This is a genomic window from Candidatus Binataceae bacterium (assembly GCA_035508495.1).
Taxonomy (GTDB): domain Bacteria; phylum Desulfobacterota; class Binatia; order Binatales; family Binataceae; genus JASHPB01.
Genome location: DATJMX010000068.1, coordinates 23,569 through 47,377 on the forward strand (window position 1 = coordinate 23,569; position 23,809 = coordinate 47,377).

Sequence of the window (23,809 nt, forward strand, 5' to 3'; positions counted from 1 at the left end):
GTTTGGCATATGCAATGTCAATGACACCGCTTTGGTAGGGTATCGCCTGATACATCAATTCGCAGTCGAGTTGGCGATGCGAGCCGCTGTTTAGTAGTACTTTGTTCATGGCTGAACTTGCTATTTTCCCTTCTGCGGCGAAGCCCTCTTCCGCGGTTGTCGAATTGGCCGATGCGATCGCGGCAGATGGTGGGGCGGCGCTGGCGGCGTATCGGGAGCCGGTTGGCGATCATTGGCACGTATTTGCCTTGCTGCCGATTTCGTTGGTTGAGCCTACGCCCTATCAGCGCGATCTTTCGCCGGCGCATCTTAAGCGCATGGTCGAGGTGATGAAGAAGCTCGACCGCTTCACCGAGCCGATCGTTGCGATACGCGCGGAGGGCAAGTACTGGACCCCCAACGGGAACCATCGGCGGGCCGCGGCGGTGAAGGCCGGGGCGAAAATGATTCCGGCGATCGTGATTCCCGAGCCCGAGGTTGCCTACCAGATTCTGGCGCTCAACACTGAGAAGGCGCACAACCTGCGCGACAAGGCACTCGAAGTCATCAGGATGTATCGCGCGCGAATCGAGCAGCAGCCGAAGTCGGCGGAGAAGGATTTCGCCTTCGAGTTCGAGCGCGCGCATTTCATCACGCTCGGCCTTCTTTATGAGCGCCACAAGCGCTTCGCGGGCGGAGTGTTCGCGCCGCTGCTGAGCCGCGTCGATAACTTCGTGACCAAGCCGATCAAGGATGCTTACGAGGAACGCGAGGAGCGCGCCGCGCTCGTCGAACGCGCCGACGAACTCGTGACGGAGCTCGTCGCCGCGGGCAAGAAGCGCGGCATGATGCATCCGTATTTGAAGAACTACATCATCGCACGATCGAATCCGCTGACGCGCGCGCGCAAGAATCTGCCCACGTGCAAGGCGGCGCTCACCAGCCTCAACAAGGAACTCGAATCATTCGATCTGAGCAAGATTCATTTCGGACAGGTGCGCGAGGCTGCACAGATCGCGGCCGCGACCGCGGTCGCGGAGTAATTATGCCGCCGCGGGCGCCTGCGCGAGCTCGAACGCCCCGGGCGCGATCGAATCGCTGGAGCGCAACACGATCTTGGTCTTGAGCCGCTCTTCGAGAGTCTCGAGATCCTTGGCGCCGTGATCGTAAAGGTAGCGCGCGACTTCCGGATTGAGCTTGACGACCAGCATGTCGGTCGCCGTGCGCCGCGCCGCTTCGCGCTGGATGCCGCGAATCACGTCGGCCGCCAGCGTCGCCGTGGATTTCACGACACGCCGCCCTTCGCATCGCGGGCACTGATCGGTGAGCAGTGCCTCGAGGCTCTCGCGCGTGCGCTTGCGCGTCATCTGCACCAGCCCAAGCTCTGAAATCTTGAGCGCCGAGGTGCGCGCCTTGTCGCGCTTGAGGGCCTGGCCGAGCGCGTCGCTGACTTTCTTGCGATCGCCCTCGCGCGACATGTCGATGAAATCGACGATGATAATCCCGCCGATGTTGCGCAACCGGAGCTGCTTCACGACTTCGTCGACGGCTTCGAGGTTGGTCTTGACGACGGTTTCATCCTGGCTCTTCTTGCCGACGAAGCGCCCGGTGTTGACGTCGATCGCGGTCAGAGCCTCGGCCTGATCGAAGACCAGGTAGCCACCCGACTTGAGCCATACCTTGCGCTCCAGCGCGCGCTCGATTTGCGGTTCGATACTGAAGCGATCGAAAAGCGGCTCAGGGCCGTCGTGCAGCGACACCCGCGAGCGCAGCCGCGGCATGTAGTTCTGCACGAATTGGACGACGCGCGAGTAAGTGGTCGGGTCGTCGCACCATAGCCGCTCGACCTCGCTGGAAAAGAGATCGCGCACCGTGCGCAGCGCGACATCGAGGTCGCTGAACAGGATCGAGCCGCCCGGGCTGCCCTCGAACTTGCGCTGGATCTGCGACCACATCTTGGTCAGGTACGCTATGTCGCGCTGGATGTCGCGGCGGCTCACGCCCTCGCACGCGGTGCGCACGATAAAGCCGCCCTGCTGCGGGCGCAGCTCGCCGACGATCGAGCGCAGGCGGTTGCGTTCCTCGGCGCTCGCGATTCGCCGCGAGACGCCGATATGGTTGCTGGTCGGCGTGAACACCAGATGCCGTCCTGGCAATGAGATCGACGAGGTGAGCCGCGCGCCCTTGGTGCCCATCGGCTCCTTGGCGATCTGAACAATGATGTCCTGGCCGCGATGGAGCTGTTGCTCGATCGGCAGCCTGCTGCGTTGGATTCGGGCCCTGCCGCCGCGACGCCGTCTGTTACGGCGGCCGTTATGCTGGGGCGCGAGATCGCTCTCGCCCTCGGGCGGTTGCACCTCGGCCAGCTCACCCTCTAAATCAGCGGACGGTGTCTCAATGATTTCAGGCTCCGGCTCTTCCATGCCGGCATCGGTTTCCACATCCTCTTCGCCGATCGCCTCGGCGAATGCGGAGGCGCTGTAGAAATCCGATACGTGCAGGAAGCCTGCCTTCTCGAGGCCAATATCGACGAACGCCGCCTGCATCCCGGGCAGGACGCGGGTCACGCGGCCCTTGTAGACATTGCCGGCAATACCGATTTGCCGGTTGCGCTCGAGAAAGAACTCGGCGAGCTGATTGTCTTCTAAAAGCGCCACGCGCACTTCGAGTGCGGAGGCATTGATTGCGATTTCGCGTTTCACGGGTGACTATTTCTTTCGCGGCTCAAGCCGGAAAATGCAAGCGCGCGATGGGGGATCATGGCTACGGTGATGGAATCAGGGCTGTGCAGGAGGATATGACGGGAGGCCATGGTGACGCTGTTTTATCCTCCAGATCGATTATTCATCGCGATCATACGGAGCGAGATCGAGCTGTGCAAGGCGACTCCCGCATCCCGATTAATAACGCGGTTTTCATCTTAGCCGCCTTGACAGCGCTTATACTGGACGGATACTCGTCTTAAGCATGTCTGTGGCGGTTGAAAGCGCGGCGGGCTACGCTCCGGGGCCGGCGATTCTTAACAGCAGAGTCCTCGTCCTCAATCGGTCGTTCCTACCTGTTCACGTTACTTCGGTAAAACGCGCGTTTGCGCTGCTCTATCAGGGCGTAGCTCGCGCGGTTGACGACGAGTATCGCACCTTCGACTTCGACAGTTGGCGCGACCTCACGATCGAGGTCCATCACGAAAAGCTCGGCATCGTCGAGGGCTTCATCCGCGTGCCGCGCGTGCTGCTGCTCACCGCCTACGAGCGCGTACCCAAGCGGCACGTGCGTTTTTCGCGATTCAACATCTTCGCGCGCGACAACAATACCTGTCAGTACTGCGCCAAGCGGTTGCCGCGCACCGAGCTGAATCTCGACCACGTCATCCCGCGCTCACGCGGCGGGATGTCGACCTGGGAGAACATCGTCTGCTCCTGCCATCATTGCAATCGGCGCAAGGGCGGGCGCACTCCTGAGGAAGCCGGGATGCTGCTCGTCAAGCGGCCCAAGCGCCCCGAATGGACGCCGTTCAGCTCCGAGATGTTCAGCCTCAAGCGCTACCGCGAGTGGATGCCGTACCTGTCGCAGGTCGATAGCGCATACTGGAACACCGAGCTCATCCAGGATTGATTCAAGCTTAGCTGCCCGGGTTATCCCCAGACCCGTTATCCACAACCAGATGGGGTATCCACAACCTCCGGCACGACATATTGGGGGTTTCTCTTGACCCCGACGTTCGATCTTTGGGATAAGAGTTGCGGTTGCGGTGGTGATGTGGAGGCGACGGCAGCATGCGTCTTAAGAGCCTTGAATTACTAGGCTTCAAGTCATTTCTTGACCATACGGCGATCGGGTTCGCCCCGGGGATGACGGCGGTCGTCGGTCCCAACGGATGCGGCAAATCGAACGTCGTCGATGCGATCCGCTGGGTGCTCGGCGAACAGGCGCCGACGCGCCTGCGCGGCAAGAGCGTGGAAGATCTGATTTACGCCGGCAACGATGCCAACGCCGCCGCCGGGATGGCCGAGGTCTCGCTCGTGCTCGAGGCCGAGGAAGGCAGCCTCCTGCCCGACCCCTACTCGACTCTGAGTGAAGTTGCGGTGACGCGCCGTGCTTATCGCTCCGGCGATTCGGAATATCTGCTCAACAAGATTCCCTGCCGCCTCAAGGACATCACCGAGTTCTTCATGGCCGCGCAGATTCACAGCCGCGGCTACGCGATCGTCGAGCAGGGCCGTATCGAAGAAGTAATCCAGGCCAAACCGCACGAGGTGCGCGGCCTTATCGAAGAGGCCGCGGGGCTTTCGCTTTTCAAGGGCCGGCGCGAGATGTGCGAGCGCAAACTGGAGCGCGTCAAGGAAAACCTCGCGCGCCTCGACGACGTGCTCAGCGAAATCGAGCGTCAGCTCAACTACGCTCGGCGCCAGGCCAAGAAGGCCGAGACTTACAAGATCGTCAAGGCGGAGTTCTCCGAGCTCGAGCGCTATGCCGCCGCGCGAAGGCTGATCGAGCAGCGCGAGGAACTCGCGATTCAGACCGGCCGCGACGAAGAGTTGCACGCGCAATCGGAAGCCGCGCGTGAGAATGCGACCGCGGCGCAATCGGCCGTCGAAGCCGCGGGCGCTGCGGCGCAAGCTGTACGCGCCGAGCTTGGCGGCGCGCGCCGGGAGTTGGAAAACCTCGAGCAGGGCAAGGCCGAGCGCGCCAGCAATCGCGACTTTCTGACGCGGCGTCTCGAACAATTGGACAAGCTCGAGCCGGAACTGCTCGCGCGCCTGAGCGAGCTCGACATCAAGGTGACTGCGGCGCGCGCGACGCGTGCTGAAGCGGGAGCGCGGCTCGCACGCGAGCTCAACCTCGACGATCGATTGAGCGAAACCGTCCTCGCCAGCGTGACGGCGCGTCACCAGGAAGCGACTCAGCAGCTCAAGCAGGCCGAGCGTCGCGCCGAAGAAATCAAGGACGAGCTTTCCGAAGTCGTGCGCGAGGCCGCCGTGGTTCGCGGTCGGCTGGGCGATCTCGCCGGCGAGCGGGCCGAGCTCGAAGAGCGCCTGCGCGCGTACGAGGCCGAAGCGCCCGCGCTCGCATACGAGCTGAATACCGCGCGCGACCTCGTCGCGACGGCTGATACCGAACTCGAGACCTGCCGTTCCGAGATGGCGGCGCTCGAGGGATCGCATCGCGAAACCGCCGCGCGCGAAACCGAGATTCGCGCCACGCTCGATCATCTGACCGGGCGCATCGCGGCGCTCAGGAGCGCGGTCGCAGCGCGCGAGAGCGAGCGCGAAGTCAACGCCACGAGCGATGCAGGGCTGCGCCTCAGAACGATCCTCGAATCGCTCAATGGCGATCGTCCCGCGACCGATCCTTCGATTCTCAACGAAGTCGTGCACGCACCACTCGAACTCGAACCTGCGCTGCGGGCCGTGCTGGGCGAGCAGCTCGATGCGGTCATCGTCGAGTCGCCCGCATTCGCGCTCAAAGCGATCGATATCCTGAAACAGAATCGCGCGGGCCGCCTCAGTTTCGTGCAGCAGCCCGACGCTGCGGTCGCGCCGCACGCGTCGATCGACGCGCCTGGAATTGCCGGCCGCCTCGTCGATATGGTCGAGGTCGACCAGCGCTTCACTCCGGTCGCGGAAGCGATGCTCGGCCATGTGATCGTCGCTGACGACCTGCGTGCTGCGATGGCAGCGTCGAACCTCAATGGTCACGGGACCGTTTTCGTCACCCGCGAAGGTGACCTGGTTTATCCCGGCCGCATGATTAGCGGCGGCAGCACCGAAGAGGAAGCGCGCGCCGCCGCAGCTCGCGCAGCAGCCCAGGCGCAGCGCCAGGAACTCGCGGCGGCCGAAGAGCAGCACGTCGCGATGGCGGCGGAGCATGCCGAAGCGCGCGCAGCGCGCGAGCGTGAAGCCGCGGCGCTCGATCTCGCGCGGCATCGCGCGCGCGAGGCCGAGCGTATCGTGACCGAGCGGCGCGCGTCGTTCGGCAAGGCTGAGCAGGCGAGCGTTCTTGCCGACGCGCACGCATCGAGCGCGCGTCGCCGTCTCAATGAAATTGGCGATCTATCGGTGTCCTCCAATGCGCGCCTCGAGCAGCTTGCTCTCAGCGAGCAGGAGCTGCGCGGGCGTCTCGCTGCCGTCAGCGCTGAAGTGATCGCCAGCCGCAGCGCGGCCGAACAGCTTGCGGCAGAGCGCCTTGAGATCGCTGCGCGCGTCGAGACACGCAAGGCCGAGCTCGCCGCCCTCGAACGCGAGCTTGCGCATGCACAGAATCTCGCGCGCGATCTCGATGCGCAAATCGATGAACGTCTGAGCGCGCTCGAGCGTTCGCGCGGTGAGCGCGTTGAATTCGAAGCGCAGCTCGCGCGCCTTTTCGCACAGGATGAAGCCGCGCGCGTGCGCGAGACCGAGCTTGCGGCCGAAGTCGAGCGCCTCAGCGCCGAATGCGACGCCTGCGAGCATGCACTCGAAGAGCGCCGCGCCGATCTGCGTCACGCTCGCGAGACGTTGACGACGCTGGAAGCCGAAGCCGCGGAGTGCGCGCTCAAGCGCGAGCGCGCGCGCACGCTCAGCGAAGAGCTGGCGCGGATGTTCGTCGAAAAATTCGCCGCCGAGTTCGACTCCGTCGCCGAGGAAATCGTGCCCGCACTCGCGAACCGCGATGCGGCCCGCGACGAAGTCCGGCTCACCGAGCTGCGCGCCAAGCTGGAGCGAATCGGCGAGGTCAATCTCGCGGCCGAAAGCGAGGTGAAAGAACTCGAAGAAAGGGCGGCCAAGCTCGGCGCCGAGCGCGGCGATCTACAGACCGCGCTCGACGATCTGTCGAAAACGATCACGACGCTGAACCGCGAGGCGCGCAAGCGCTTTGCCGAGACCTTCGAAGGCGCGGCGAAAAATTTCGAAGAGCTGTTCCCCAAGCTGCTGCGCGGCGGCAAAGGCCGCCTCGAATTGACCGACGCAACCGACGTGCTCGAAGCAGGCGTCAATATCCTGGTTCAACCCGCGGGCAAGAAAGTAAAGGAAATCGGACTGCTGTCGGGCGGCGAGAAAGCGCTCTCAGCCATGGCGCTGATCTTCTCGCTGTTCCTGCTCAACCCGAGCCCGTTTTGCGTGATGGACGAAGTCGACGCGCCGCTCGACGAGTTCAGCCTCGCGGCGTTCGTGACCCTGATGGCGGAACTGAAGGGCCGTTCGCAGTTTATCGTGATCACGCACAATCAGCGCACGATGCAGCGCGCCGACCAGATCCACGGCGTGACGATGGATCGACCGGGCGTCTCACGCATCATTTCATTGCGTATCCCGCAGGCTGCGTAGCCGAATCCAGAAAACGCAAACGCTCCGGCCGTTGGGGCCGGAGCGTTTCGACTCGGACGTCGAGGCTGTTTTTAGTAGCTTTCGATTGCGCCCATGTCGGGAGCGGAGCCCATGCCGCCGAGTCCTACCCACCAGCCGGCGTTGACGCACGGTGAGGAAGCTTGCAGCGTGAAGTTGCTGGGCGCATTGACCCACTGCGGGTTGGCAGTGATGTCGTGCGTATGTCCCGCCATCGTCATCCAAGTGGTGGCGTTGTAAGCGCTCGATCCAACCTTTACCTGGGTCGGCGACGAGGTAGCCGGTCCCCAGTCATTGTAGTCTTCGGTAGAGACGGTGTAGTTACCGGCGTTCTGCAGCGCCATCACCACGTTGCCGTAAGTGATGTTGTTCTCGATCGTTGCCGAACCGCCGCTTGCCGGTCCGAGGTAGATCCCGCCGCCGTTGGTGTTCAGCATCGAATTGTTGAACAGGTAGGAAGTAGTATTGAGGTTGGTCTGGATACCCATCGGCGTGTTGTAGATGATATTCTGGTCTGCGTTGTAGTTTCCGACATACTCAGTATAGAGACCCGAGCCCATCTGCGAATCGTGGACGATGTTGCCTTTGACGGTGATACCGGTAGACAGCTTCACGTCGATACCGTTGTGGTTCCATTCGGTAACAGTATTATCGAGAATCTGGCCGCCGTCGGCGCGCTGCATCTGGATTGCATTGTGGCCGCCGCCCCAGCTCACGGTGTTGTTCGAGTAGATTGCGCCCGGCGCGATATCGGCATGGAGGGCATTGTAGTAACCGAGATCCTGCTGGCCCGTTCCGTTCTGCGTCAGCGTGCAGTCGCTGACCAGTGGAGCGTACGAATCATAGAACTGGACACCGTAGTTGCCGGTGCGCTCGGTCATGATGCTGTTGACGGTAATATAGTTGATATTGGCCGTCGCGTTGCCGCCCTGGTTGCTGGTGCCGGCAGTGAACGAGAAAGTAATCGGCGCGACGCCGTTGTTATTCGACGATGCGCCATTAACATAGAAACCGTTCTGGCGATCCGCTGCCTCGATCTGATGATTGGCCGGATTTGAGCCGTCGGTCAGCTGCACATAGAGTTTGCCGCCGTTGTAGTACCAGCTTCCCGCTGTCATCGCCGACTGCGAGCTCGCCATGTACAGTCCCCAGTTTGGCAGACCGTCGCTATATACATTGTACGGCTTCACTGAGAGCGACGCGGAATAAACCGCGCCCGACACGAGATTCCAACCCGTTACCAGGTCCGCGCCGTTGATAATCGGCAGGGCGCCCGTCCCATATGCGGTGAAGGTGATCGGTTCCGTCGCCGTGCCGCTGCTCATCGGCTGCAGCGTCTCACGCCACATTCCGCCGCGCTTCAGATACACAGTATCTCCCGGCTGAAACTTCCAGCTGCCGGCCTTGGCCAGGGTTTTCCATGCGCTGGCCGGGCTGCTGCCCGAGTTCGAGTCGCTGCCCGCGGGATCGACATAGTAGCTGGCCGCGTTCGCGGACCGCACCGCCGAAGTCAGGCAGATACCCAGTCCTAATACAGTTGCGAAAATGGTTTTAGATTTCATAGTGCGCTCGCTCCTGAACTGGACTACAGCAACGGCCGCGCCAGCGGAGCGCGATTGAACCCGCTGCTTCATTCCGATTCAGGCAGTTATCGAGCGGGAGACACGATGCTTCAGGCTGATACTCAGACTCAGTTCATCGCGAAAGATGCCGTCGCAGTCTTTGACATGTCGCCTCAGTTGAATACGGCCCGCGAAACACAAGAAAAACCATTTCTGAGTGTCAGCTTGACACGCACGCCGAACAGCAGCCGACCAGGCCGTGACACACAGCCTCAGTGGCCGTGGGCGAATAGCCACTGCGCGGCGAGACTATCTAGTCCGGGTAGAATAGTAATTTGAAAATCTGAAATCGGGGAATAGCTATTTGCGCCGATCGCGAAGAGGTTCTCCTTAACCCCCGCGAAGGGCGCAAACTGCCCGGCGACGCCGAGCGATTGAATGAGCCGCCTGGTGTCGCCGGGCCGGCGCAGATGCCGGTCCTGCGAGCCTCGCGGCTCAGCTCTTCGATCAAAAGGAGCAAGCAGAAGGCCAGCGGTCTGAGCTGACCCGGAGCGCCCTATCCTCTTCATCGACGATCTATGGTGTGCGAGGCGAAAAGCGCTGCAACTGTCCCAAAATGAGAACGCCGTCGCGGATCGCTGCGACGGCATCTCATCGAAATTGAGTAATTGGGTCGGGCTAGCGTCGTTTCCTGGTCTTGGCAGCGGGCTTTTTCGCAGCCGACCTGGCCTTTGCTTTCGGCGCTGCGGGAGCCTTGGGCGTACGGCGTGCCTTGGCTGGAGTTGCGGCGGCAGTTGAAGCCGCACTCGATACAACTCGCGCCTGCGGCAGGTACACATCGGCCTCGATCTCGATCAGCATCGGCGGACTGACGAGCGCCTTCACTTCGACCATCGAGGTCGCAGGCCGAGTGGCAGCGAAGAATTCACCGTGTGCACGTGCAGCATCGTTGAAGCGCGATATGTCAGTAACGAACATGCGAGTCCGCACCACGTTAGCCATTGTCGCGCCGACGCGCTTGAGCGCTGCTTCTATATTGGTGAGGCACTGGCGCGCCTGCACGTACATCTGACCCGCGCCAACCAGTAAGCCGCGCTCGTCGAAGGCGGTGGTGCCCGAGACGAAAATGTAATCGCCCGCGCGCACCAGGCGCGAATAGCCGGCAATCGGCTCGTAGGGCGAGCTAGTCGATATCCGCTCGATGTCGGCCATATTTCCTCCCTTGGTTCGGATGCGGCCGAGCCGCGCCCGCGCTCAGTTATCGCGCGCCGGCATCAGCTCTTCAAGTTCGCGCGCGATCGAGCGCATCGGCGGCCCGACCGAGCGCCCGCCTGGCATCAGCCACGCGACGATGCGTTCGAGGCGGCCCACTGTAACGCGCGGCGGCGTCCAGCGCCGTATCATGTCGAGTTCATGCTCGACGATTCGTACCGAGTCGGAAGCAGCGGGCGCATGTCCCGCGTCGATAGAGCGTCCCATCGCCACCTATACCCCTCCACCCAGAGCCTAATGACGCCAACTAAATTCGATAATAAAGATGCCGCCGGATTCGTCAAAATGCAACCGTTGCTTGAATTTTGTCGAAACCCCGGCCGTGGCGCAGGTTGCAGGGAAGCGCGCTTGAAGTTGCCGAACGGCTATCGTATTCTGCATTCGCTTTGAGTTTGCGCTTCCGCGGAAACCAGGAATCAAGAGGAGGAAATGATGCGCAAAGTCCTGCTTCTGGCACTAGTTGCGATGTTCTTTGCCACGGCTTGCAGTAAGTCCGAAGAGAGTGCGCCCGCGCCTGAGGCGTCGGCGTCGGCAGCGGCGGAAAGCCCCGCGGCCGCTTCGAGCATGGCGGCCCCGGCAGAGAGCCCAGCTGCCTCGGCAGCAGCCAGCCCGGCCGCACCGTAAGTGTAGTATCCAGACCAAAGCCCGCGCGCCGGCATGCAATAAGAGCCGTCGGCGCGCGGGATCTTTGCCTTCCTCGCGCGGCGAGGGCCATTGCCCTGCCTATCATGCTCTCAATTCGGTTCGCCGAACGGTGGACCGCATTTCAAGATCGATTTTCCTGTTCGCGCGATTGATTCCCATGGCGCCGCGCTCGAGAAGCTCCTGCCGCTGGAGCAGGCGCTGCCGGGAATCGGAACGACAGACAAGGTTGCGCACGCGGTCCGCTTCTTAACAAGCGACGATTCGAGTTTCGTCAACGGTCATGACCTGGTGATCGATGGTGCCGTGACCGCAGGTAATCCGGCGCGCGTGATGAACGAACAGATCTCGATATTCGTCAAAACGCTCCAGCCGCTCGCAAGCCGTTGAGCAGTGCGGGCTAGATCGAAGGCTCTTTGTCCCCACTAGCCGGCGATTCCGCCGGTTGCGGCTCTACGGGCGTGGCCTGCATGTGAGCGCCCTCCGGCACAGGCTCTGGCTCCTGGGCCGGATGTTCCTCGCCGCGGATAATCTGGGCCGCGCGATGGGCCGACTCTTCGGCCAGTTTTTTTAGCTCCTCGGACTTGCGCCTCAGTTCCGAGGTGCGCGCGCTCAGATCTTTCTTCAGCTGATCGATTTTCTTTTGCGCATCCGCTTTGGCCTTTTCGTAGCTCCTGGAGTCGCCGAGTGCCTTCTTGAGCTCGCCGGCGAGCTGGCTGCCCTGCTTGCGCAAAGCACTGACCTGAGCGCTCAACTGCTCACGGGCCTTCTTGGCCTCGCTCAGGATGCGCGCCTCGATTTTGCGCGCCTTGAGCTCCTTTTCGAGCCGCGTGCTGAGATCCTTTACGGTCTTGCGCAGAGTATCGAACTGACTGGCAGGAGCAGCCTTGCGCGCTTTGGGCTTGCTCTTCCTGGCGGGCGCCGCTTTGGCTTTTTTTGCAGGCATCGAATGAGCCTCCCCGACGATCTATCAACTGCGTGATATCAAGTAATTCCTGTCGCGCCGTTAAATCAATGCCGGCATTTTCAAATAGAAACAGGCGATCTCGAACCTGTTGACTGGTAGTATCTCGCCGCAATGGCAGCGCCAGTACAGGAAGTTTCATCCGCTCGTGAGCTGAGGCCGGGCCTCTCGCTCTTCGATTCCGTCACGCTCGTTGCGGGCTCGATGATCGGCTCGGGAATCTTCATCGTGTCGGCCGATATCACGCGCCAGGTGGGATCGCCGGCGGGCCTGCTGCTGGTGTGGATCATCAGCGGCGTGATGACGATTGCGGGCGCGCTCGCATATGGCGAGCTGGCCGCGATGATGCCGCAGGCGGGCGGGCAATACGTTTATCTGCGCGAAGCGTACGGCGGGATGTGGGCGTTCATGTTCGGCTGGACGCTGCTGCTCGTGATCCAGACCGGCACGATCGCGGCGGTCGCAGTCGCGTTCGCGCGATTCGCGGGCGTGATGTGGCCGCTGTTCGGCTCGACGATGTGGTTCTCGCTCGGCTCTTTCGGCCTGTCGGGCGAGCGGTTCGGCGCGATTTTAGTGATCGCACTTCTCACCGCGACCAATCTGCGCGGACTCAATCTCGGCAAGCTGGTGCAGAACGCCTTCACCAGCGCGAAGCTCGCCTCGCTCGTACTCATCATCGTGCTCGGCTGTTTGATCGCGCCGAAGCACACGGCGATCGCAGCCAACTTCGGCAGCTCGGGCGCATTTTTCGGCGGATCGTCGATCACGCTCGCGGCGTTCGGCGCGGCGATGGTCGGCGGCCTCTTCTCGGCCGACGCGTGGGCGAGCGTGACCTTCGCCGCCGCTGAAGTGAAGAATCCCAAGCGCGATCTTCCGCTCGCACTCGCATTCGGCACGGGCGTCGTCATCTTGCTCTACCTGCTCACCAACATTTCGTACCTGTTCCAGCTTCCCGCAGTAGGTATCGCGCAATCGGCGACGACCTTCGGCCGCGGCATCTCGCACGCGACCACGGACCGCGTCGCGGCCGCCGCGATGGAATCGGTGTGGGGCAGATCCGGCGCGACGATCACCGCGATCCTGGTGATGATCTCGGCGTTCGGATGCGCCAACGGTCTCATCCTGACCGGGGCGCGCGTGATCTATGCGATGGCGCAGGACCGCGTCTTCTTCGCCGCGGCGGGACGGCTGAGCAAGGCCAACGTACCCGCAGTTGCGCTCGTAATGCAGGGCGTGTGGGCGGCACTGCTCGCGATCTCGGGGACATACTCCGAGCTGCTCGACTACGTGATCTTCGCGCAGCTCATGTTCTACGTGCTGACCGTCGCCGCGGTATTCGTGCTGCGCATTCGGCGCCCCGACGCTCCGCGTCCGTACAAGGCGTGGGGCTATCCGATCGTGCCCGCGATTTACATCGTCGCGGCAACCGCGCTGATGCTCGATCTGCTCGTCGTGCGCCCGCGGTTCACCTGGCCCGGACTCTTGATCGCGCTGAGCGGCGTGCCGATTTACCTGGCCGGCGCGCGCGAGCGCTCGCGCTAGATCGTATCCAGGGCGCGGGTGAATTCGTCGAGCAGGTCGCGCCAGTGCTCGGTGCCGACCGAGATTCGCACCAGAGCGTCGGTGATGCCGGCACGCTCGAACTCCTGTGCCGAGAATTCGCTGTGCGTCGTCGTCATCGGATGGCATACGAGAGTCTCGACGCCGCCGAGGCTCACTGCGTTTTTCGCGATTTTCAGATGGCGCAAGAATTCGAATGCTGCCGGCTTGCCGCCTTCGACCACGATCGAAATCAGCGAGCCCGGGTAATCGGTCTGCGCATCGCGGATTCGAATCTGCTCGGGATCGGTAAACAGCGAAGGATAGATGACGCGTTTCACGCGCGGATGCCTGGACAGCGGCTCGGCGATCCGTTGCGCGTTCTTGCTTTGGCGGTTCATTCGCAGCGCGACGGTCGAGAGCCGCGAATCCAGCATCCAGCATTCGTCAGCTTGTAAAATATTTCCCAGGAGCGCGCGAAAGCCCGTCAGCGTCTCGATCAATTCAGGCTCGGAAGCGAGCACCGCTCCCGCGAGCAGATCGCTGAAACCGCCAAGGAATTTCGTCGCCGAATAGACGGCGAGATCGGCGCCTGCCGCCAGCGGATGCTGAAACGTCGGGCCTAACAGCGTGTTATCGACCGCCAGCAGCGGACGCTTTGGATGCAGCCGCACAGCAGCCGCCGCCCGCGCGATATCGGTCATCATCAGGGTCGGATTGGCGGGCGTCTCAATCAGCACAAGCTTCGCATTCGGCGTCTGCGCAATCGTGTCGGCCAGCGCTTTCGTATCCCCGGCGCGAACCGGCCGAGCCTCGAAGCCGAGCTGCTCGATGATCTGATGAATCAGATGCTGCGTCCCGCCATAGAGCGGCTGCGTATAGACCAGCGCGCTGCCGCGCTCGAGGAACGAGAGCATCACGGTGAAGATCGCGGCCATGCCTGAATTGAAAATCGCCGCGGATTTCGCGCCGCGCTCGAGCGGCACGAGTTGCTCTTCGAGAATCTCCGCATTCGGATGATTGAGCCGGGCATAGATCAGGTCGGGACGATCGTCGCCGACCGGCGAGATTTTTCCGAGCACGATCTCGAAGGCGCGCTCGGCGGCCTCGGGACTCGGAAAAACGAATGTCGAACTCCGGTAAACCGGTGGCCGCGCGGAGCCGACCGACAGCGCGGGATCGAAACCCTTAGTCAACACAGCAGTCTCAGGCCGGACGCGATAGGAAATTCTCGCCATGACGATTCTCCAGCGCTGCGGAGTGAAGTGAGCCTGTATCAATTGAAGCACTCCTGCGCGGCGCGGCAAAATCGGCCGGCGCTGCCGATCCGCGCGCCTAACGCTTTTTCATTCGAATGTTGTAGTCTCGCGATCCGGAACGGCGCCGCAGCAACTGCTCATTCCGGAGGACCGCGATGCAGCAACTCAACACAGAGCGCGAGCAACGCTTCATCGATCTAGCCGCTGGCCTGGCCGACGACTTTGCTCAGCGCGCGGCCAAGCACGACGAGGAAGGATCATTTCCGTTCGAGAATTACGCGCGGCTCAAGGAGACGGGCTACACGCGGCTCATCATTCCAGAGAGCCTCGGCGGTCTCGGCGCGACGATGCTCGAGCGGATCAAAGCGCAGGAGCGGCTCGCGCAGGGATGCGGCGCGACCGCGCTCGCGATCAACATGCACTTCAACGTGCTGGGACTCCTGATCGATGTGCATCGCAAGTTCAAGGACCCCAACCTCGAGCGAATCCTGCGGCGCATCGCGAGCGAGCATCTGATCTGCGGCGGCTCAGGCTCGGAGCCCGATAACGCGATAATCGCCATCCGTCCACGCACCGTCGCAGCCAAGGGCGACGGCGGATGGATCATCAACGGGCGCAAGATCTTCGGCACCCAGAGTATCGCGCTCGATTACTTCTTCTGCGAAGCGACTTGGGAAGACGCGCCGCAGGGACCGACGATCCTGACGCTCTTCATCTCGCCGCGCGACACCCCCGGGCTCGCATTCAAGGACGACTGGAAGGTGATGGGCATGCGCGCGACCGAGTCGCGCAGCTCCGAGCTCAAGGATGCGTTCGTGCCGCCGACCTCGGTGATCCTGCAGCGGCCGGTCTCGAACAGCGGCCGCGTGACGAAGATTTTCGCCAAGGCGCCGTTCACGATCGGCGCACCGTATATCGGAATCGCAGTCGCGGCGCGCAACTTCGTGGTCGATTTCATGCGCGACCGCCATCGCTTCCCGTACAAGAAGCCAATGAGCAACTTGCCAAGCGTGTACAACAAGGTCGGCGAGATGGATTTGCTCATCGAAGGCGCGCGCGCAGCGATGTGGAAGGCCGCCGGCGAAATGGATCGTGATCATCCGCGAAGCTGGTCGCGCAAGGCCGTCGCCGCGCGCATGATCGCGATCGAAAACTCGGTGCGCGTCGTCGATCTCGCGCTGCGCGCCGCGGGCGGCTCGTCGTACTTCAAGCGGCTGCCGCTCGAGCGGCTGTTCCGCGACGTGCGCGCCGGCCTTTACCATCCGTTCGACAGCGACGAGACGCTCGAATTCCTCGGCAAGAGCGCGTTCGATCTTCCACTGGTCGAGGAAATCGACTGATCACTCTGACACAAAATCCTGCCGCCAGGAGATGTTACTGACACACTCCGAGGCGGTCGAACCTGAAGGAGCATGAAGATGGCGGGAATTCTTGAAGGCAAGGTGGCGCTGATCACCGGCGCAGGCTCGGGAATCGGCCGCGCGACGGCGAAAATCTTCGCCCGTGAAGGCGCAAAGCTCGTGCTGGCCGACGTGGTCGAAGAAGGCGGGCATCAAACGCTCGCGATGATCGGCGACACCGGCGGCGACGCGATCTTTATCCGCACCGACGTATCGCGCGAAAGCGACGTCAACGCCGCCGTCGCGAAGGCGGTGGAGAAATACGGGCGCCTCGATTGCGCGTTCAACAATGCCGGTATCGAGGGCCAGGGCGGCATGACGCACGAGTGCACCTTCGAGAACTGGAATCGCGTCATCGCGATCGATCTGACCGGCGTGTGGCTCTGCATGAAAGCCGAGATCGCGCAGATGCTGAAGCAGGGCAAGGGCGGCGCGATCGTGAACACGTCGTCAGGCGCGGGCCTCGCGGGCGTGAAGGGGATGCCGGCGTACGTCGCGGCGAAGCACGGCGTCGCAGGACTCACGAAGTCGGCGGCGATCGAATACGGTCGTCACGGGATCCGCGTCAACGCAGTCTGCCCCGGTCCGATTCGCACCCCGATGATGGAGCGCCTGCTGGGCGAGCGTCCCAACGCGGAAGAGCGTTTCGCCCGCGGCGGCCCGCTCAAGCGACTCGGCGACCCGCAGGAAATCGGCGAAGCCGTCGCATTCCTATGCTCCGATCACGCATCCTACGTAACAGGCCTGCCGATGCCAGTAGACGGCGGCTTCATGGCGCAGTAGCGAACGCGCGCCATTCTCCGAATCCCTCTCCCGTTACTTCACGGGAGAGGGTGGCCGGCGCGCCAAAGGCGCGACGGTCAGGTGAGGGTGCTGGATCGTAGCGTGACCACGGATAGCCGATTCGCAAGCACTCGCAGTCAACGTGCGCCGTCTCTCAACAAATCGGAACCCTCACCTGCCTGACGCGCGGCCTATTCATGCTCGCGCGACTTCACCAATCGCAGCGGCGTATAGATGATCGGCACGGAGCCGTCCTGCTTTACGATCTGATTGCGCGTGCGGACGAGGCCCGTGCCGGGTCGCTTGCTCTTGCGGCTTTCGATGACCTCGCACTCGACGTGAATCGTGTCGCCGACGAAGGTCGGCCCTTTTACGTCAAGCTCCATGTTGAGGAACGCGAGGCCCACCCCCTGCAGCACCGATTGGATTAGCAGGCCCTCCGCGAGCGTGTATGCGAGCGCGCCGGGCACGACGCGGCCTTTGATTGCAGACTCGCTGGCGAGGAACTCGGTGTTCATGAACAACACCTCGAGCATCCCGGTGCAGGAAATGAAATTCACGAGATCGGTTTCCGTGATCGTGCGCCCGACGGTCTTGAACTTGCGCCCGAGCGGCAGATCTTCGAAGTAAAATCCCAGGCCAACGGTTTCGATTTGTTCCACGTAATGCCTCGTGTTGACTAGATGTTTAGAGCGCCTCGACGAATTCGACAATCGACGCGATTGCCACGCCGAGGTTCTGCGCCTCGCTGCGGCCCGAGCTGACGCGCGGCTTGAGCGAGTGATCGCCGTCTTCGATCCATTTGATGCGAATCGATTTGGAGAGTTTGTACCTCGCGATCTCGTCGGGCTTCCCGAACGAATCGCGGGTGCCTTGCAGGATCAGCGCGGGCGTCTTCAGATTTTCCAGATGACGCGTGCGGGTCTGCTCGGACTTGCCGGGCGGATGAAACGGATAGCCGAGGCATACGAGGCCACGCACGCCGGCGTCGTCGGCGACCATGCTCGCGATCCTGCCGCCGAGCGACTTGCCGCCGATGACTAGCTTCTTCGGGCCGCCGAGCTTTTCGATCGTCTGGCGCCATGACTCCACCAGGACGGGACCGGGATCGGGCGCTCCGCCTTTGCCAGTCTCGCGCCGCCGCCGCATGTACGGAAACTCGAAGCGCGCGACGCGGACGCCCGCCTGCGCCACGCCCTTGGCGATCGTTTCCATGAACGGCGAATCCATCGGCGCGCCCGCGCCATGCGCCAGCACGAGCGTAATCGCAGCGGTCTTGGCCCCATCGAAAATGAACTCACTCATCGCGGGCTCGATCATCGAGCCATCGATCGTTTTGCGCAAGCGGCCGCATTCGACGAATCGGGGCTTGGCTGCGCGCGGCGGACGCAGTACATACCGAATATCCGCCGCGAAACCGCTCACATGAGGAAGTGCCGATGAAAAAACGCAAACTCGGAAGTCAGGGCCTCGTAGTTTCGGAGCTCGGCCTCGGATGCATGGGGATGTCGCAGTTCTATGGCCCGCGCGACGATAACGAATCCAATGCGACGCTCGAGCGCGCTATCGAGCTGGGAGTCGACTTCTTCGACACCGCCGACGTTTATGGGATCGGCCACAACGAGGAGCTGGTAGGCAAAGCGCTGAAGAAGCATCGCAACAAGATCGCGCTCGCGACGAAGTTCGCCAACCAGGTGCTGCCCGACGGCAAGCGCGCAATCAACGGCCGGCCCGAGTATGTGCGCTCGGCCTGCGATGCATCGCTGAAACGCCTCGGCGTCGATCACATCGATCTCTACTACCAGCATCGCGTCGACAAGAACGTTCCGATCGAGGATACGGTCGGTGCGATGGCCGAGCTCGTGCGCCAGGGCAAGGTGCGATACCTCGGGCTTTCTGAGGCAAGCGCCCAGACGATTCGCCGCGCGCACAAGGTGCATCCGATCACCGCGCTGCAATCGGAGTATTCGCTGTGGACGCGCGACTACGAGGACGAAGTGATTCCGACGCTGCGCGAGCTCGGCATCGGCTTCGTACCGTTCAGCCCGCTCGGACGCGGACTTCTGAGTGGCACGATCAACGCGCTGCCCGAAGACGACATGCGGCGCAAGATCTCGCCGCGCTTTGAGGGCGACAATCTCGATCAGAATCTCAAGGTAATCGAGCGGCTCAAGCAAATCGCTGACGAAAAGAAAATCACGCCGAGTCAGCTCGCGCTCGCATGGGTGCTGGCGCAAGGCGACGACATGGTGCCGATCCCGGGAACCAAGCGCCGCAAGTATCTCGAAGAAAATGTCGCGGCGGCGAGCGTCGTGTTATCGAAAAGCGACCTCGCGCGAATCGAGGAAGTGGCACCCAAGGGCTTCGCCGCCGGCGGCCGCTATCATGATATGAGTACGGTGAACATCTAAGTCCTAGATCCGGAGGAGTGACGACATGACTGAGAGACAGCAGTTCAATCAGAAAGTGATCGAAGAGTTCCGCGCCAACGGCGGCAACGTCGGCGGCGCGTTCAAAGGTGCGCCGATGGTGCTGCTCACCGTCAAAGGCGCCAAGAGCGGCAAGGACTACACGATTCCGCTGGTGTATAGCCGCGACGGCGCTCGCTACGTGATCATCGCCTCGATGGCGGGGGCGCCAAACAATCCCGACTGGTTCCACAACGTCAAGGCGAGTCCGACCGTTACGCTCGAGATCGGCAAGGAGAAGTTCCAGGCCAAGGTCACGATCACGAGCGGCGAGGAACGCGAGCGCCTGTTCAACGCGCAAGCCGCGATCCTGCCGGTATTCAACGACTACAAGGCCAAGACCAAGCGCCAGATCCCGGTAATCGCCCTCGATCGCGTCTGAGCGCGTTCCGCGCGGTCGAACTCCATGCGCTCGCATACGAAGTATCTCACGCTCAAGGTTCCGGAGCGCATGGAGTTCGTGAATATCACGGACGAGGTCGCCAACGCGGTGCAGGAGAGCGGTGTGCGCGAGGGACTTTGCCTCGTCAACGCGATGCACATCACGGCGTCGGTGTTTATCAACGACGACGAGCCGGGACTGCATGAGGACTACAAGCGATGGCTCGAATGGCTCGCGCCGTTCGATCCGAGTCCCGAGCGCTATCATCATAATCGCACTGGCGAGGACAACGGCGACGCCCATCACAAGCGGCAGATCATGGGGCGCGAGGTCGTGGTTGCGATCACGGCCGGCAAGCTCGACTTCGGGCCGTGGGAGCAAATCTTCTACGGCGAGTTCGACGGCCGCCGTCCCAAGCGCATCCTGATCAAAATCATCGGCGAGTAACGAATCACGCGACCAGGTCTTTGCCCAGCGCGATGAGCAGACCGAAGATCTGGATCGCCGAGGCCTGAACCCGGATGCGGCTGCAGGAGGCCTGGAGCGTTTCTTTTTCCTTGCCCCGATCGCAGCTCTGCGCGCGGAGATCGTCGCGCCGGTTCCGGCAATCGGCGACGAGTTTTTCGCCGCCCGCGATCAGTTCGATGATTCCGCCTTGCACAGCATTGTTGCCGGGTTGTTTGAGTCCGATTTCCTCGAGCACGCCGAGCTTCTCGGCCGCCGTCGGATTCACGGTGAAATTGAAATCGCCGCGAAGCGCTTTCTGGATGTTGACCAGGCAATCGAGCAGCGTCTGATCCGCGGTCGCGAGCTTGCCAAACTGATTGGCGGGAAGCTGGAGAACCAGGTAGGTCTGCCTGATAGCCGCAGGCCATTCGCGCAGAGCCGAGTCGAGAAACGAGATCGATCGCTGCTGGTCGGCGATCGTGCCGTCGATGGCGCGAATTTTTTCTTCGCGCGATCTGACCATCAATTCGCCGACTACGATCGAGATGACGCCTATCGCGGCGCCTGCGATCAACAATAATAGTTTCATTTTGATCGGCGGGATCCCGACGCTCGCATGCGGCACGGGCGTAGGCGTGGCCGAGTCGGCGGCCATCGCCGCAACGGTCCAGATCAATGTTCCAGTAGTCGCTAGCAATGCGGCGGTTGTGACCCGTACGACTTTCGCGATTGCATCCATCGGCCAATCCTTCCCCGGGTGAGTTGCGAGCCACCGATTGGTAGCGCAATCAGCACCGAAAAGCGCTCAAATCGTGAATCTGCGGCCATTCCGTTCGAGGCCTCGAATTGTGCTATCTGATCTGTTCGCAAGGAGTTCGCAATGGCCAAAGAGATAACCGAAGCTGATCTTCGCGCGCGCGTTCAAAAGCTGCTCGAAGAGGCGCATCCCGACAAAGTCGACCAGTTCACATTCCGCGGCAAGCAATACGATCACGGGCTTGCGTTGGTGCATTTTCCCGAGGGCTACGGCGGCCTGGGTATCAGCCCCGGCATGCAGGCGATCGTCCACGACGAGCTCTCCAAAAATGCCAAGACCCTTTACGACGACATGATGATCAACGCGATCGGCATCGGTATGTGCATGCCGACCGTTCTGACGCACGGCACTCCGTGGATGAAGGACAATCTGCTGCGCCGCATCTTCACCGGCGAGGATATCTGGTGCCAGATGTTCAGCGAGCCGAGCGCGGGCTCCGACGTAGCAGGCCTCGCAACGCGGGCGGTGCGCGAGGGCGATTACTGGGTCGTCAATGGACAGAAGGTGTGGACCAGCCTCGCGCACGTGTCGAAATGGGGCATGCTGCTCGCGCGCACCAATCCCGACGCGCCCAAGCACGCGGGCTTATCTTATTTCCTGCTCGACATGCAGAGTCCGGGCGTCGAAGTTCGCCCGCTGCATCAGATCACCGGTGAAGCGGAGTTCAACGAGATCTTCTTCACCGACGTGAAGATCCCCGCCGATCGCATGATGGGCAAGGAAGGCGAAGGCTGGAAAGGCGCGATCACGACGCTGATGAACGAGCGCACCGCGATCGGCGGCGCCGGCGCACCGCGCAAGGGCAGCGGCTCGATCGGTGTGCTGATCAGCCTCTGGAAGGCGCGCGAGAAGGGCCAGTTCTCGCCCGACGCCGAAATCCTGATGCGCGATCGCATCACCAGGCTTTATATCGAGGCCGAGCTCCTTCGCATGACGAGTCAGCGCGCACGCTCATCGCGAAAGGCCGGAAACCCCGGCCCCGAAGGATCGGTATCGAAGCTCGCGCAGGCGGAGCTCAACAAGCGAATCTGGGAATGCGCGATGGACGTGCTCGGTCCCGACTCGCTCGTGTACGAGCCCGGCTATGCGCGGCGGCGGCCGACTTCGCGCGCGCGCGAATCGCGCACGGCGCTCTCGAAGTACCAGTTCCTGCGCGCGCGGGCGAACTCGATCGAAGGCGGCACTTCCGAAGTGATGAAAAACATCCTCGGCGAGCGCGTGCTCGGTCTGCCCGGCGAACCGCGCTCGGACAAGGACATTCCGTGGAAGGACATTCCGCGCAGCGTATAGGGCGGCCTCGCGCGAACATCACTTCGAAGGATTCAAACAAAGCCAATGGAAATTTCGTTCACCAATGAGCATAACGAACTGCGGCAGACCGTCCGCAGATTTCTCGAAAAAGACTCGGCCGAGACAGTGGTCCGCAAGCTGATGGAAACCGAGAGCGGCTACGACGCTCGCACGTGGGAGCGGATGGCATCGGAGCTGTCGCTGCTTGGCCTGATCATTCCAGAAAAGAACGACGGCGCCGGACTCGGCCCGGTCGAGCTCGCGATCGTGTTCGAGGAAATGGGCCGCACGCTTTATTGCGGACCGTACCTCGCGAGCGCCGTGCTCGCGGCCAGTATCGTAAGCGGCGCCGCGACCGAAGCGGAGAAAGCCAAGCTGCTGCCGGAGATCGCCTCGGGCAAAACGATCGCGACACTGGCAATCGCGGAGGAGAGCGGCAAATCGAATCCCGAAGCTGTCGCGATGCGCGCGACGCGTGACGGCTCGAGCTATCGGCTCGATGGCGTCAAGAATTTCGTGTTCGACGGACACACCGCCAATGTGATCCTGATCGCCGCGCGTGACGGCAATGACCTTGCCCTATTTCGCATCGAGGGCAACGCCAAGGGCCTCGAGCGCACGCAACTGCCGACGCTCGACCTGACGCGCAAGCTCGCCAACCTCACGTTCAAAGCGACGCCCGCGACGAAGATCTCAGAGGGCGACATCACAAAGGCGCTTCGCCATACGCTCACGCTCGGCACTGCGATGCTGGCGGCGGAGCAGGTCGGTAGCGCGCAACGATGCCTCGAAATGTCCACCGAGTACGCGAAGACCCGCCTGCAGTTTGGGCGCCCAATCGGATCGTACCAGGCGATCAAGCACAAGTGCGCCGACATGCTGGTGGAGACCGAGTTCGCGCGCTCGGCCGCATACAACGCGGCCTTCGCGCTGACCGATGATGACGTCGCTGAAGCCCAGGAAGCTGCCGCGATCGCGAAGTCGTATTGCTCCGAGGCAGCGTACAAAGCCGCGGCCGAGAATATCCAGATTCACGGTGGCATGGGCTTCACCTGGGAGCATCCGGCGCATCTCTACTTCAAGCGTGCGCGCGCTAACTCGATGTTGTTGGGCGATCCCGCCGAGCATCGACTGAAGCTGGCCGCGGCGCTCGAGCTCTAGGAGCGCGAAGCGAGGAAGTCGTGCAGGAACTGTTGCAACGCGCCGAGCGGATCGGCGCAATTCTGAAAGCGCGCAAGGAGACGCTCGCAGTGGCGGAATCGTCCGCGGGCGGTCTCATCTCAGCGGCGATGCTGAGCGTCGCGGGCGCGTCGGTATATTTCGTCGGCGGCAGCGTGAGTTACACGCGAAAATCGATGAGCGGTCTGCTCAACATGACCGACGAGAACTTCGCGCAGATGCGCGGCCTGTCGGAGCCAACGGCGCTCGCACTCGCGCACGGCGTGCATCAGCTTCTGCAATCGACGTGGGCGATTTCAGAGATCGGCGCCGCCGGGCCAACCGGCAGCCGCTACGGCGATCCTGCGGGCAAGACGGCGATCGCGGTGACAGGTCCAACCGAGCGCGCGATCATCGTGCTGACGGGCAGCGACGATCGCGTCGCAAACATGAGCGCCTTCGCCGCGGCAGCGCTCGATCTGTTCGAGCAGATCCTCAAGCAGCAATCCCCTGCGTGACTTC

At 62.3% G+C, this 23,809-nt stretch carries 22 protein-coding genes; 13 read left to right on the plus strand and 9 right to left on the minus strand.

Annotated features, from left to right (window positions below; all coding sequences use genetic code 11):
• Positions 1–107 precede the first annotated feature (107 nt).
• Entirely contained in the window at positions 108–1,022 is a 915-nt protein-coding gene (locus VMA09_20030) for a ParB N-terminal domain-containing protein (GenBank protein HUA35910.1), read from the plus strand.
• Here the strand turns inward: VMA09_20030 and VMA09_20035 are convergent, their stop codons facing one another.
• Positions 1,023–2,681, minus strand: a complete 1,659-nt coding sequence (locus tag VMA09_20035) for an Rne/Rng family ribonuclease (GenBank protein HUA35911.1) — start codon at positions 2,679–2,681, stop codon at positions 1,023–1,025. It lies immediately after the preceding gene.
• Between the two features lie 265 nt (positions 2,682–2,946).
• Here VMA09_20035 and VMA09_20040 point away from each other — a divergent pair, with 265 nt between their 5' ends.
• Positions 2,947–3,594 (plus strand): HNH endonuclease, encoded by a 648-nt coding sequence (locus VMA09_20040; protein ID HUA35912.1) that lies wholly within the window; start codon positions 2,947–2,949, stop codon positions 3,592–3,594.
• A 161-nt stretch (positions 3,595–3,755) separates the two neighbouring features.
• Entirely contained in the window at positions 3,756–7,286 is a 3,531-nt protein-coding gene (gene smc, locus VMA09_20045; protein HUA35913.1) for a chromosome segregation protein SMC, read from the plus strand.
• Positions 7,287–7,357: 71 nt separating this feature from the next.
• On the opposite strand, the gene VMA09_20050 is transcribed toward smc, so the two are convergent.
• From VMA09_20050 to VMA09_20060, 3 genes are all read right to left on the minus strand, one after another.
• A complete protein-coding gene (locus VMA09_20050; GenBank protein ID HUA35914.1) occupies positions 7,358–8,866 on the minus strand; it encodes a right-handed parallel beta-helix repeat-containing protein in 1,509 nt (502 codons plus the stop codon).
• 678 nt (positions 8,867–9,544) lie between these two features.
• Complete coding sequence (locus VMA09_20055) at positions 9,545–10,078, minus strand: RidA family protein (protein ID HUA35915.1); 534 nt, start codon at positions 10,076–10,078, stop codon at positions 9,545–9,547.
• A 42-nt stretch (positions 10,079–10,120) separates the two neighbouring features.
• A complete protein-coding gene (locus tag VMA09_20060) occupies positions 10,121–10,345 on the minus strand; it encodes a hypothetical protein (GenBank protein ID HUA35916.1) in 225 nt (74 codons plus the stop codon).
• Positions 10,346–10,852: 507 nt separating this feature from the next.
• Between VMA09_20060 and VMA09_20065 the strand changes: the two genes are divergently transcribed.
• Positions 10,853–11,170, plus strand: coding sequence for an SDR family oxidoreductase (locus VMA09_20065; GenBank protein HUA35917.1), 318 nt, complete (start codon positions 10,853–10,855; stop codon positions 11,168–11,170).
• 10 nt (positions 11,171–11,180) lie between these two features.
• Here the strand turns inward: VMA09_20065 and VMA09_20070 are convergent, their stop codons facing one another.
• Entirely contained in the window at positions 11,181–11,726 is a 546-nt protein-coding gene (locus VMA09_20070) for a hypothetical protein (GenBank protein HUA35918.1), read from the minus strand.
• 132 nt (positions 11,727–11,858) lie between these two features.
• Here VMA09_20070 and VMA09_20075 point away from each other — a divergent pair, with 132 nt between their 5' ends.
• On the plus strand, positions 11,859–13,286 hold the full coding sequence (locus VMA09_20075; GenBank protein ID HUA35919.1) for an amino acid permease: 1,428 nt from the start codon (positions 11,859–11,861) through the stop codon (positions 13,284–13,286).
• Here the strand turns inward: VMA09_20075 and VMA09_20080 are convergent.
• Positions 13,283–14,521: a PLP-dependent transferase gene (locus tag VMA09_20080; GenBank protein HUA35920.1), complete on the minus strand. Its 1,239-nt coding sequence runs from the start codon at positions 14,519–14,521 to the stop codon at positions 13,283–13,285. The two genes, VMA09_20075 and VMA09_20080, sit on opposite strands and share 4 nt — an antisense overlap.
• A 176-nt stretch (positions 14,522–14,697) precedes the next feature.
• Between VMA09_20080 and VMA09_20085 the strand changes: the two genes are divergently transcribed.
• A complete protein-coding gene (locus tag VMA09_20085; GenBank protein HUA35921.1) occupies positions 14,698–15,882 on the plus strand; it encodes an acyl-CoA dehydrogenase family protein in 1,185 nt (394 codons plus the stop codon).
• 78 nt (positions 15,883–15,960) lie between these two features.
• Positions 15,961–16,725 (plus strand): glucose 1-dehydrogenase, encoded by a 765-nt coding sequence (locus VMA09_20090; GenBank protein ID HUA35922.1) that lies wholly within the window; start codon positions 15,961–15,963, stop codon positions 16,723–16,725.
• Between the two features lie 191 nt (positions 16,726–16,916).
• Here VMA09_20090 and VMA09_20095 read toward each other — a convergent pair whose 3' ends face one another.
• Both VMA09_20095 and VMA09_20100 read right to left on the minus strand, forming a co-directional pair.
• A complete protein-coding gene (locus VMA09_20095) occupies positions 16,917–17,387 on the minus strand; it encodes a MaoC/PaaZ C-terminal domain-containing protein (protein HUA35923.1) in 471 nt (156 codons plus the stop codon).
• 25 nt (positions 17,388–17,412) lie between these two features.
• Positions 17,413–18,150, minus strand: a complete 738-nt coding sequence (locus tag VMA09_20100; protein ID HUA35924.1) for an alpha/beta family hydrolase — start codon at positions 18,148–18,150, stop codon at positions 17,413–17,415.
• 14 nt (positions 18,151–18,164) lie between these two features.
• Between VMA09_20100 and VMA09_20105 the strand changes: the two genes are divergently transcribed.
• From VMA09_20105 to VMA09_20115, 3 genes are read left to right on the plus strand one after another with little or no spacing between them, the layout of a single operon-like run.
• The gene (locus tag VMA09_20105) at positions 18,165–19,136 is read left to right on the plus strand and encodes an aldo/keto reductase (protein ID HUA35925.1); all 972 of its coding nucleotides are present in this window, start codon (positions 18,165–18,167) and stop codon (positions 19,134–19,136) included.
• 25 nt (positions 19,137–19,161) lie between these two features.
• Positions 19,162–19,575, plus strand: a complete 414-nt coding sequence (locus tag VMA09_20110; protein ID HUA35926.1) for a nitroreductase family deazaflavin-dependent oxidoreductase — start codon at positions 19,162–19,164, stop codon at positions 19,573–19,575.
• Positions 19,576–19,599: 24 nt separating this feature from the next.
• Positions 19,600–20,022: a secondary thiamine-phosphate synthase enzyme YjbQ gene (locus tag VMA09_20115; protein HUA35927.1), complete on the plus strand. Its 423-nt coding sequence runs from the start codon at positions 19,600–19,602 to the stop codon at positions 20,020–20,022.
• Between the two features lie 4 nt (positions 20,023–20,026).
• Here the strand turns inward: VMA09_20115 and VMA09_20120 are convergent, their stop codons facing one another.
• Positions 20,027–20,761, minus strand: a complete 735-nt coding sequence (locus tag VMA09_20120; GenBank protein ID HUA35928.1) for a hypothetical protein — start codon at positions 20,759–20,761, stop codon at positions 20,027–20,029.
• A gap of 141 nt (positions 20,762–20,902) precedes the next feature.
• On the opposite strand from VMA09_20120, the gene VMA09_20125 reads away from it, so the two are divergent.
• Genes VMA09_20125 through VMA09_20135 form a run of 3 tightly spaced genes read left to right on the plus strand, consistent with a single transcriptional unit; the run spans position 20,903 to position 23,805 of the window.
• Positions 20,903–22,129, plus strand: coding sequence for an acyl-CoA dehydrogenase family protein (locus tag VMA09_20125; protein HUA35929.1), 1,227 nt, complete (start codon positions 20,903–20,905; stop codon positions 22,127–22,129).
• A 45-nt stretch (positions 22,130–22,174) separates the two neighbouring features.
• Positions 22,175–23,290 carry an acyl-CoA dehydrogenase family protein gene (locus VMA09_20130; protein HUA35930.1) on the plus strand — a complete coding sequence of 372 codons (1,116 nt, stop codon included), beginning with the start codon at positions 22,175–22,177 and terminating at the stop codon, positions 23,288–23,290.
• Between the two features lie 20 nt (positions 23,291–23,310).
• Positions 23,311–23,805: a CinA family protein gene (locus tag VMA09_20135; GenBank protein HUA35931.1), complete on the plus strand. Its 495-nt coding sequence runs from the start codon at positions 23,311–23,313 to the stop codon at positions 23,803–23,805.
• The last annotated feature ends 4 nt before the right edge of the window (positions 23,806–23,809 follow it).

Excerpts from the sequence above, each read along its gene's own strand:
- VMA09_20030 (HUA35910.1), top strand. The coding sequence starts at position 108 with ATGGCTGAACTTGCTATTTTCCCTTCTGCGGCGAAGCCCTCTTCCGCG.
- VMA09_20040 (HUA35912.1), top strand. The coding sequence starts at position 2,947 with ATGTCTGTGGCGGTTGAAAGCGCGGCGGGCTACGCTCCGGGGCCGGCG.
- smc (HUA35913.1), top strand. The coding sequence starts at position 3,756 with ATGCGTCTTAAGAGCCTTGAATTACTAGGCTTCAAGTCATTTCTTGAC.
- VMA09_20050 (HUA35914.1), bottom strand. The coding sequence starts at position 8,866 with ATGAAATCTAAAACCATTTTCGCAACTGTATTAGGACTGGGTATCTGC.
- VMA09_20055 (HUA35915.1), bottom strand. The coding sequence starts at position 10,078 with ATGGCCGACATCGAGCGGATATCGACTAGCTCGCCCTACGAGCCGATT.
- VMA09_20060 (HUA35916.1), bottom strand. The coding sequence starts at position 10,345 with ATGGGACGCTCTATCGACGCGGGACATGCGCCCGCTGCTTCCGACTCG.
- VMA09_20070 (HUA35918.1), bottom strand. The coding sequence starts at position 11,726 with ATGCCTGCAAAAAAAGCCAAAGCGGCGCCCGCCAGGAAGAGCAAGCCC.
- VMA09_20075 (HUA35919.1), top strand. The coding sequence starts at position 11,859 with ATGGCAGCGCCAGTACAGGAAGTTTCATCCGCTCGTGAGCTGAGGCCG.
- VMA09_20080 (HUA35920.1), bottom strand. The coding sequence starts at position 14,521 with ATGGCGAGAATTTCCTATCGCGTCCGGCCTGAGACTGCTGTGTTGACT.
- VMA09_20085 (HUA35921.1), top strand. The coding sequence starts at position 14,698 with ATGCAGCAACTCAACACAGAGCGCGAGCAACGCTTCATCGATCTAGCC.
- VMA09_20090 (HUA35922.1), top strand. The coding sequence starts at position 15,961 with ATGGCGGGAATTCTTGAAGGCAAGGTGGCGCTGATCACCGGCGCAGGC.
- VMA09_20105 (HUA35925.1), top strand. The coding sequence starts at position 18,165 with ATGAAAAAACGCAAACTCGGAAGTCAGGGCCTCGTAGTTTCGGAGCTC.
- VMA09_20110 (HUA35926.1), top strand. The coding sequence starts at position 19,162 with ATGACTGAGAGACAGCAGTTCAATCAGAAAGTGATCGAAGAGTTCCGC.
- VMA09_20115 (HUA35927.1), top strand. The coding sequence starts at position 19,600 with ATGCGCTCGCATACGAAGTATCTCACGCTCAAGGTTCCGGAGCGCATG.
- VMA09_20120 (HUA35928.1), bottom strand. The coding sequence starts at position 20,761 with ATGGATGCAATCGCGAAAGTCGTACGGGTCACAACCGCCGCATTGCTA.
- VMA09_20125 (HUA35929.1), top strand. The coding sequence starts at position 20,903 with ATGGCCAAAGAGATAACCGAAGCTGATCTTCGCGCGCGCGTTCAAAAG.
- VMA09_20130 (HUA35930.1), top strand. The coding sequence starts at position 22,175 with ATGGAAATTTCGTTCACCAATGAGCATAACGAACTGCGGCAGACCGTC.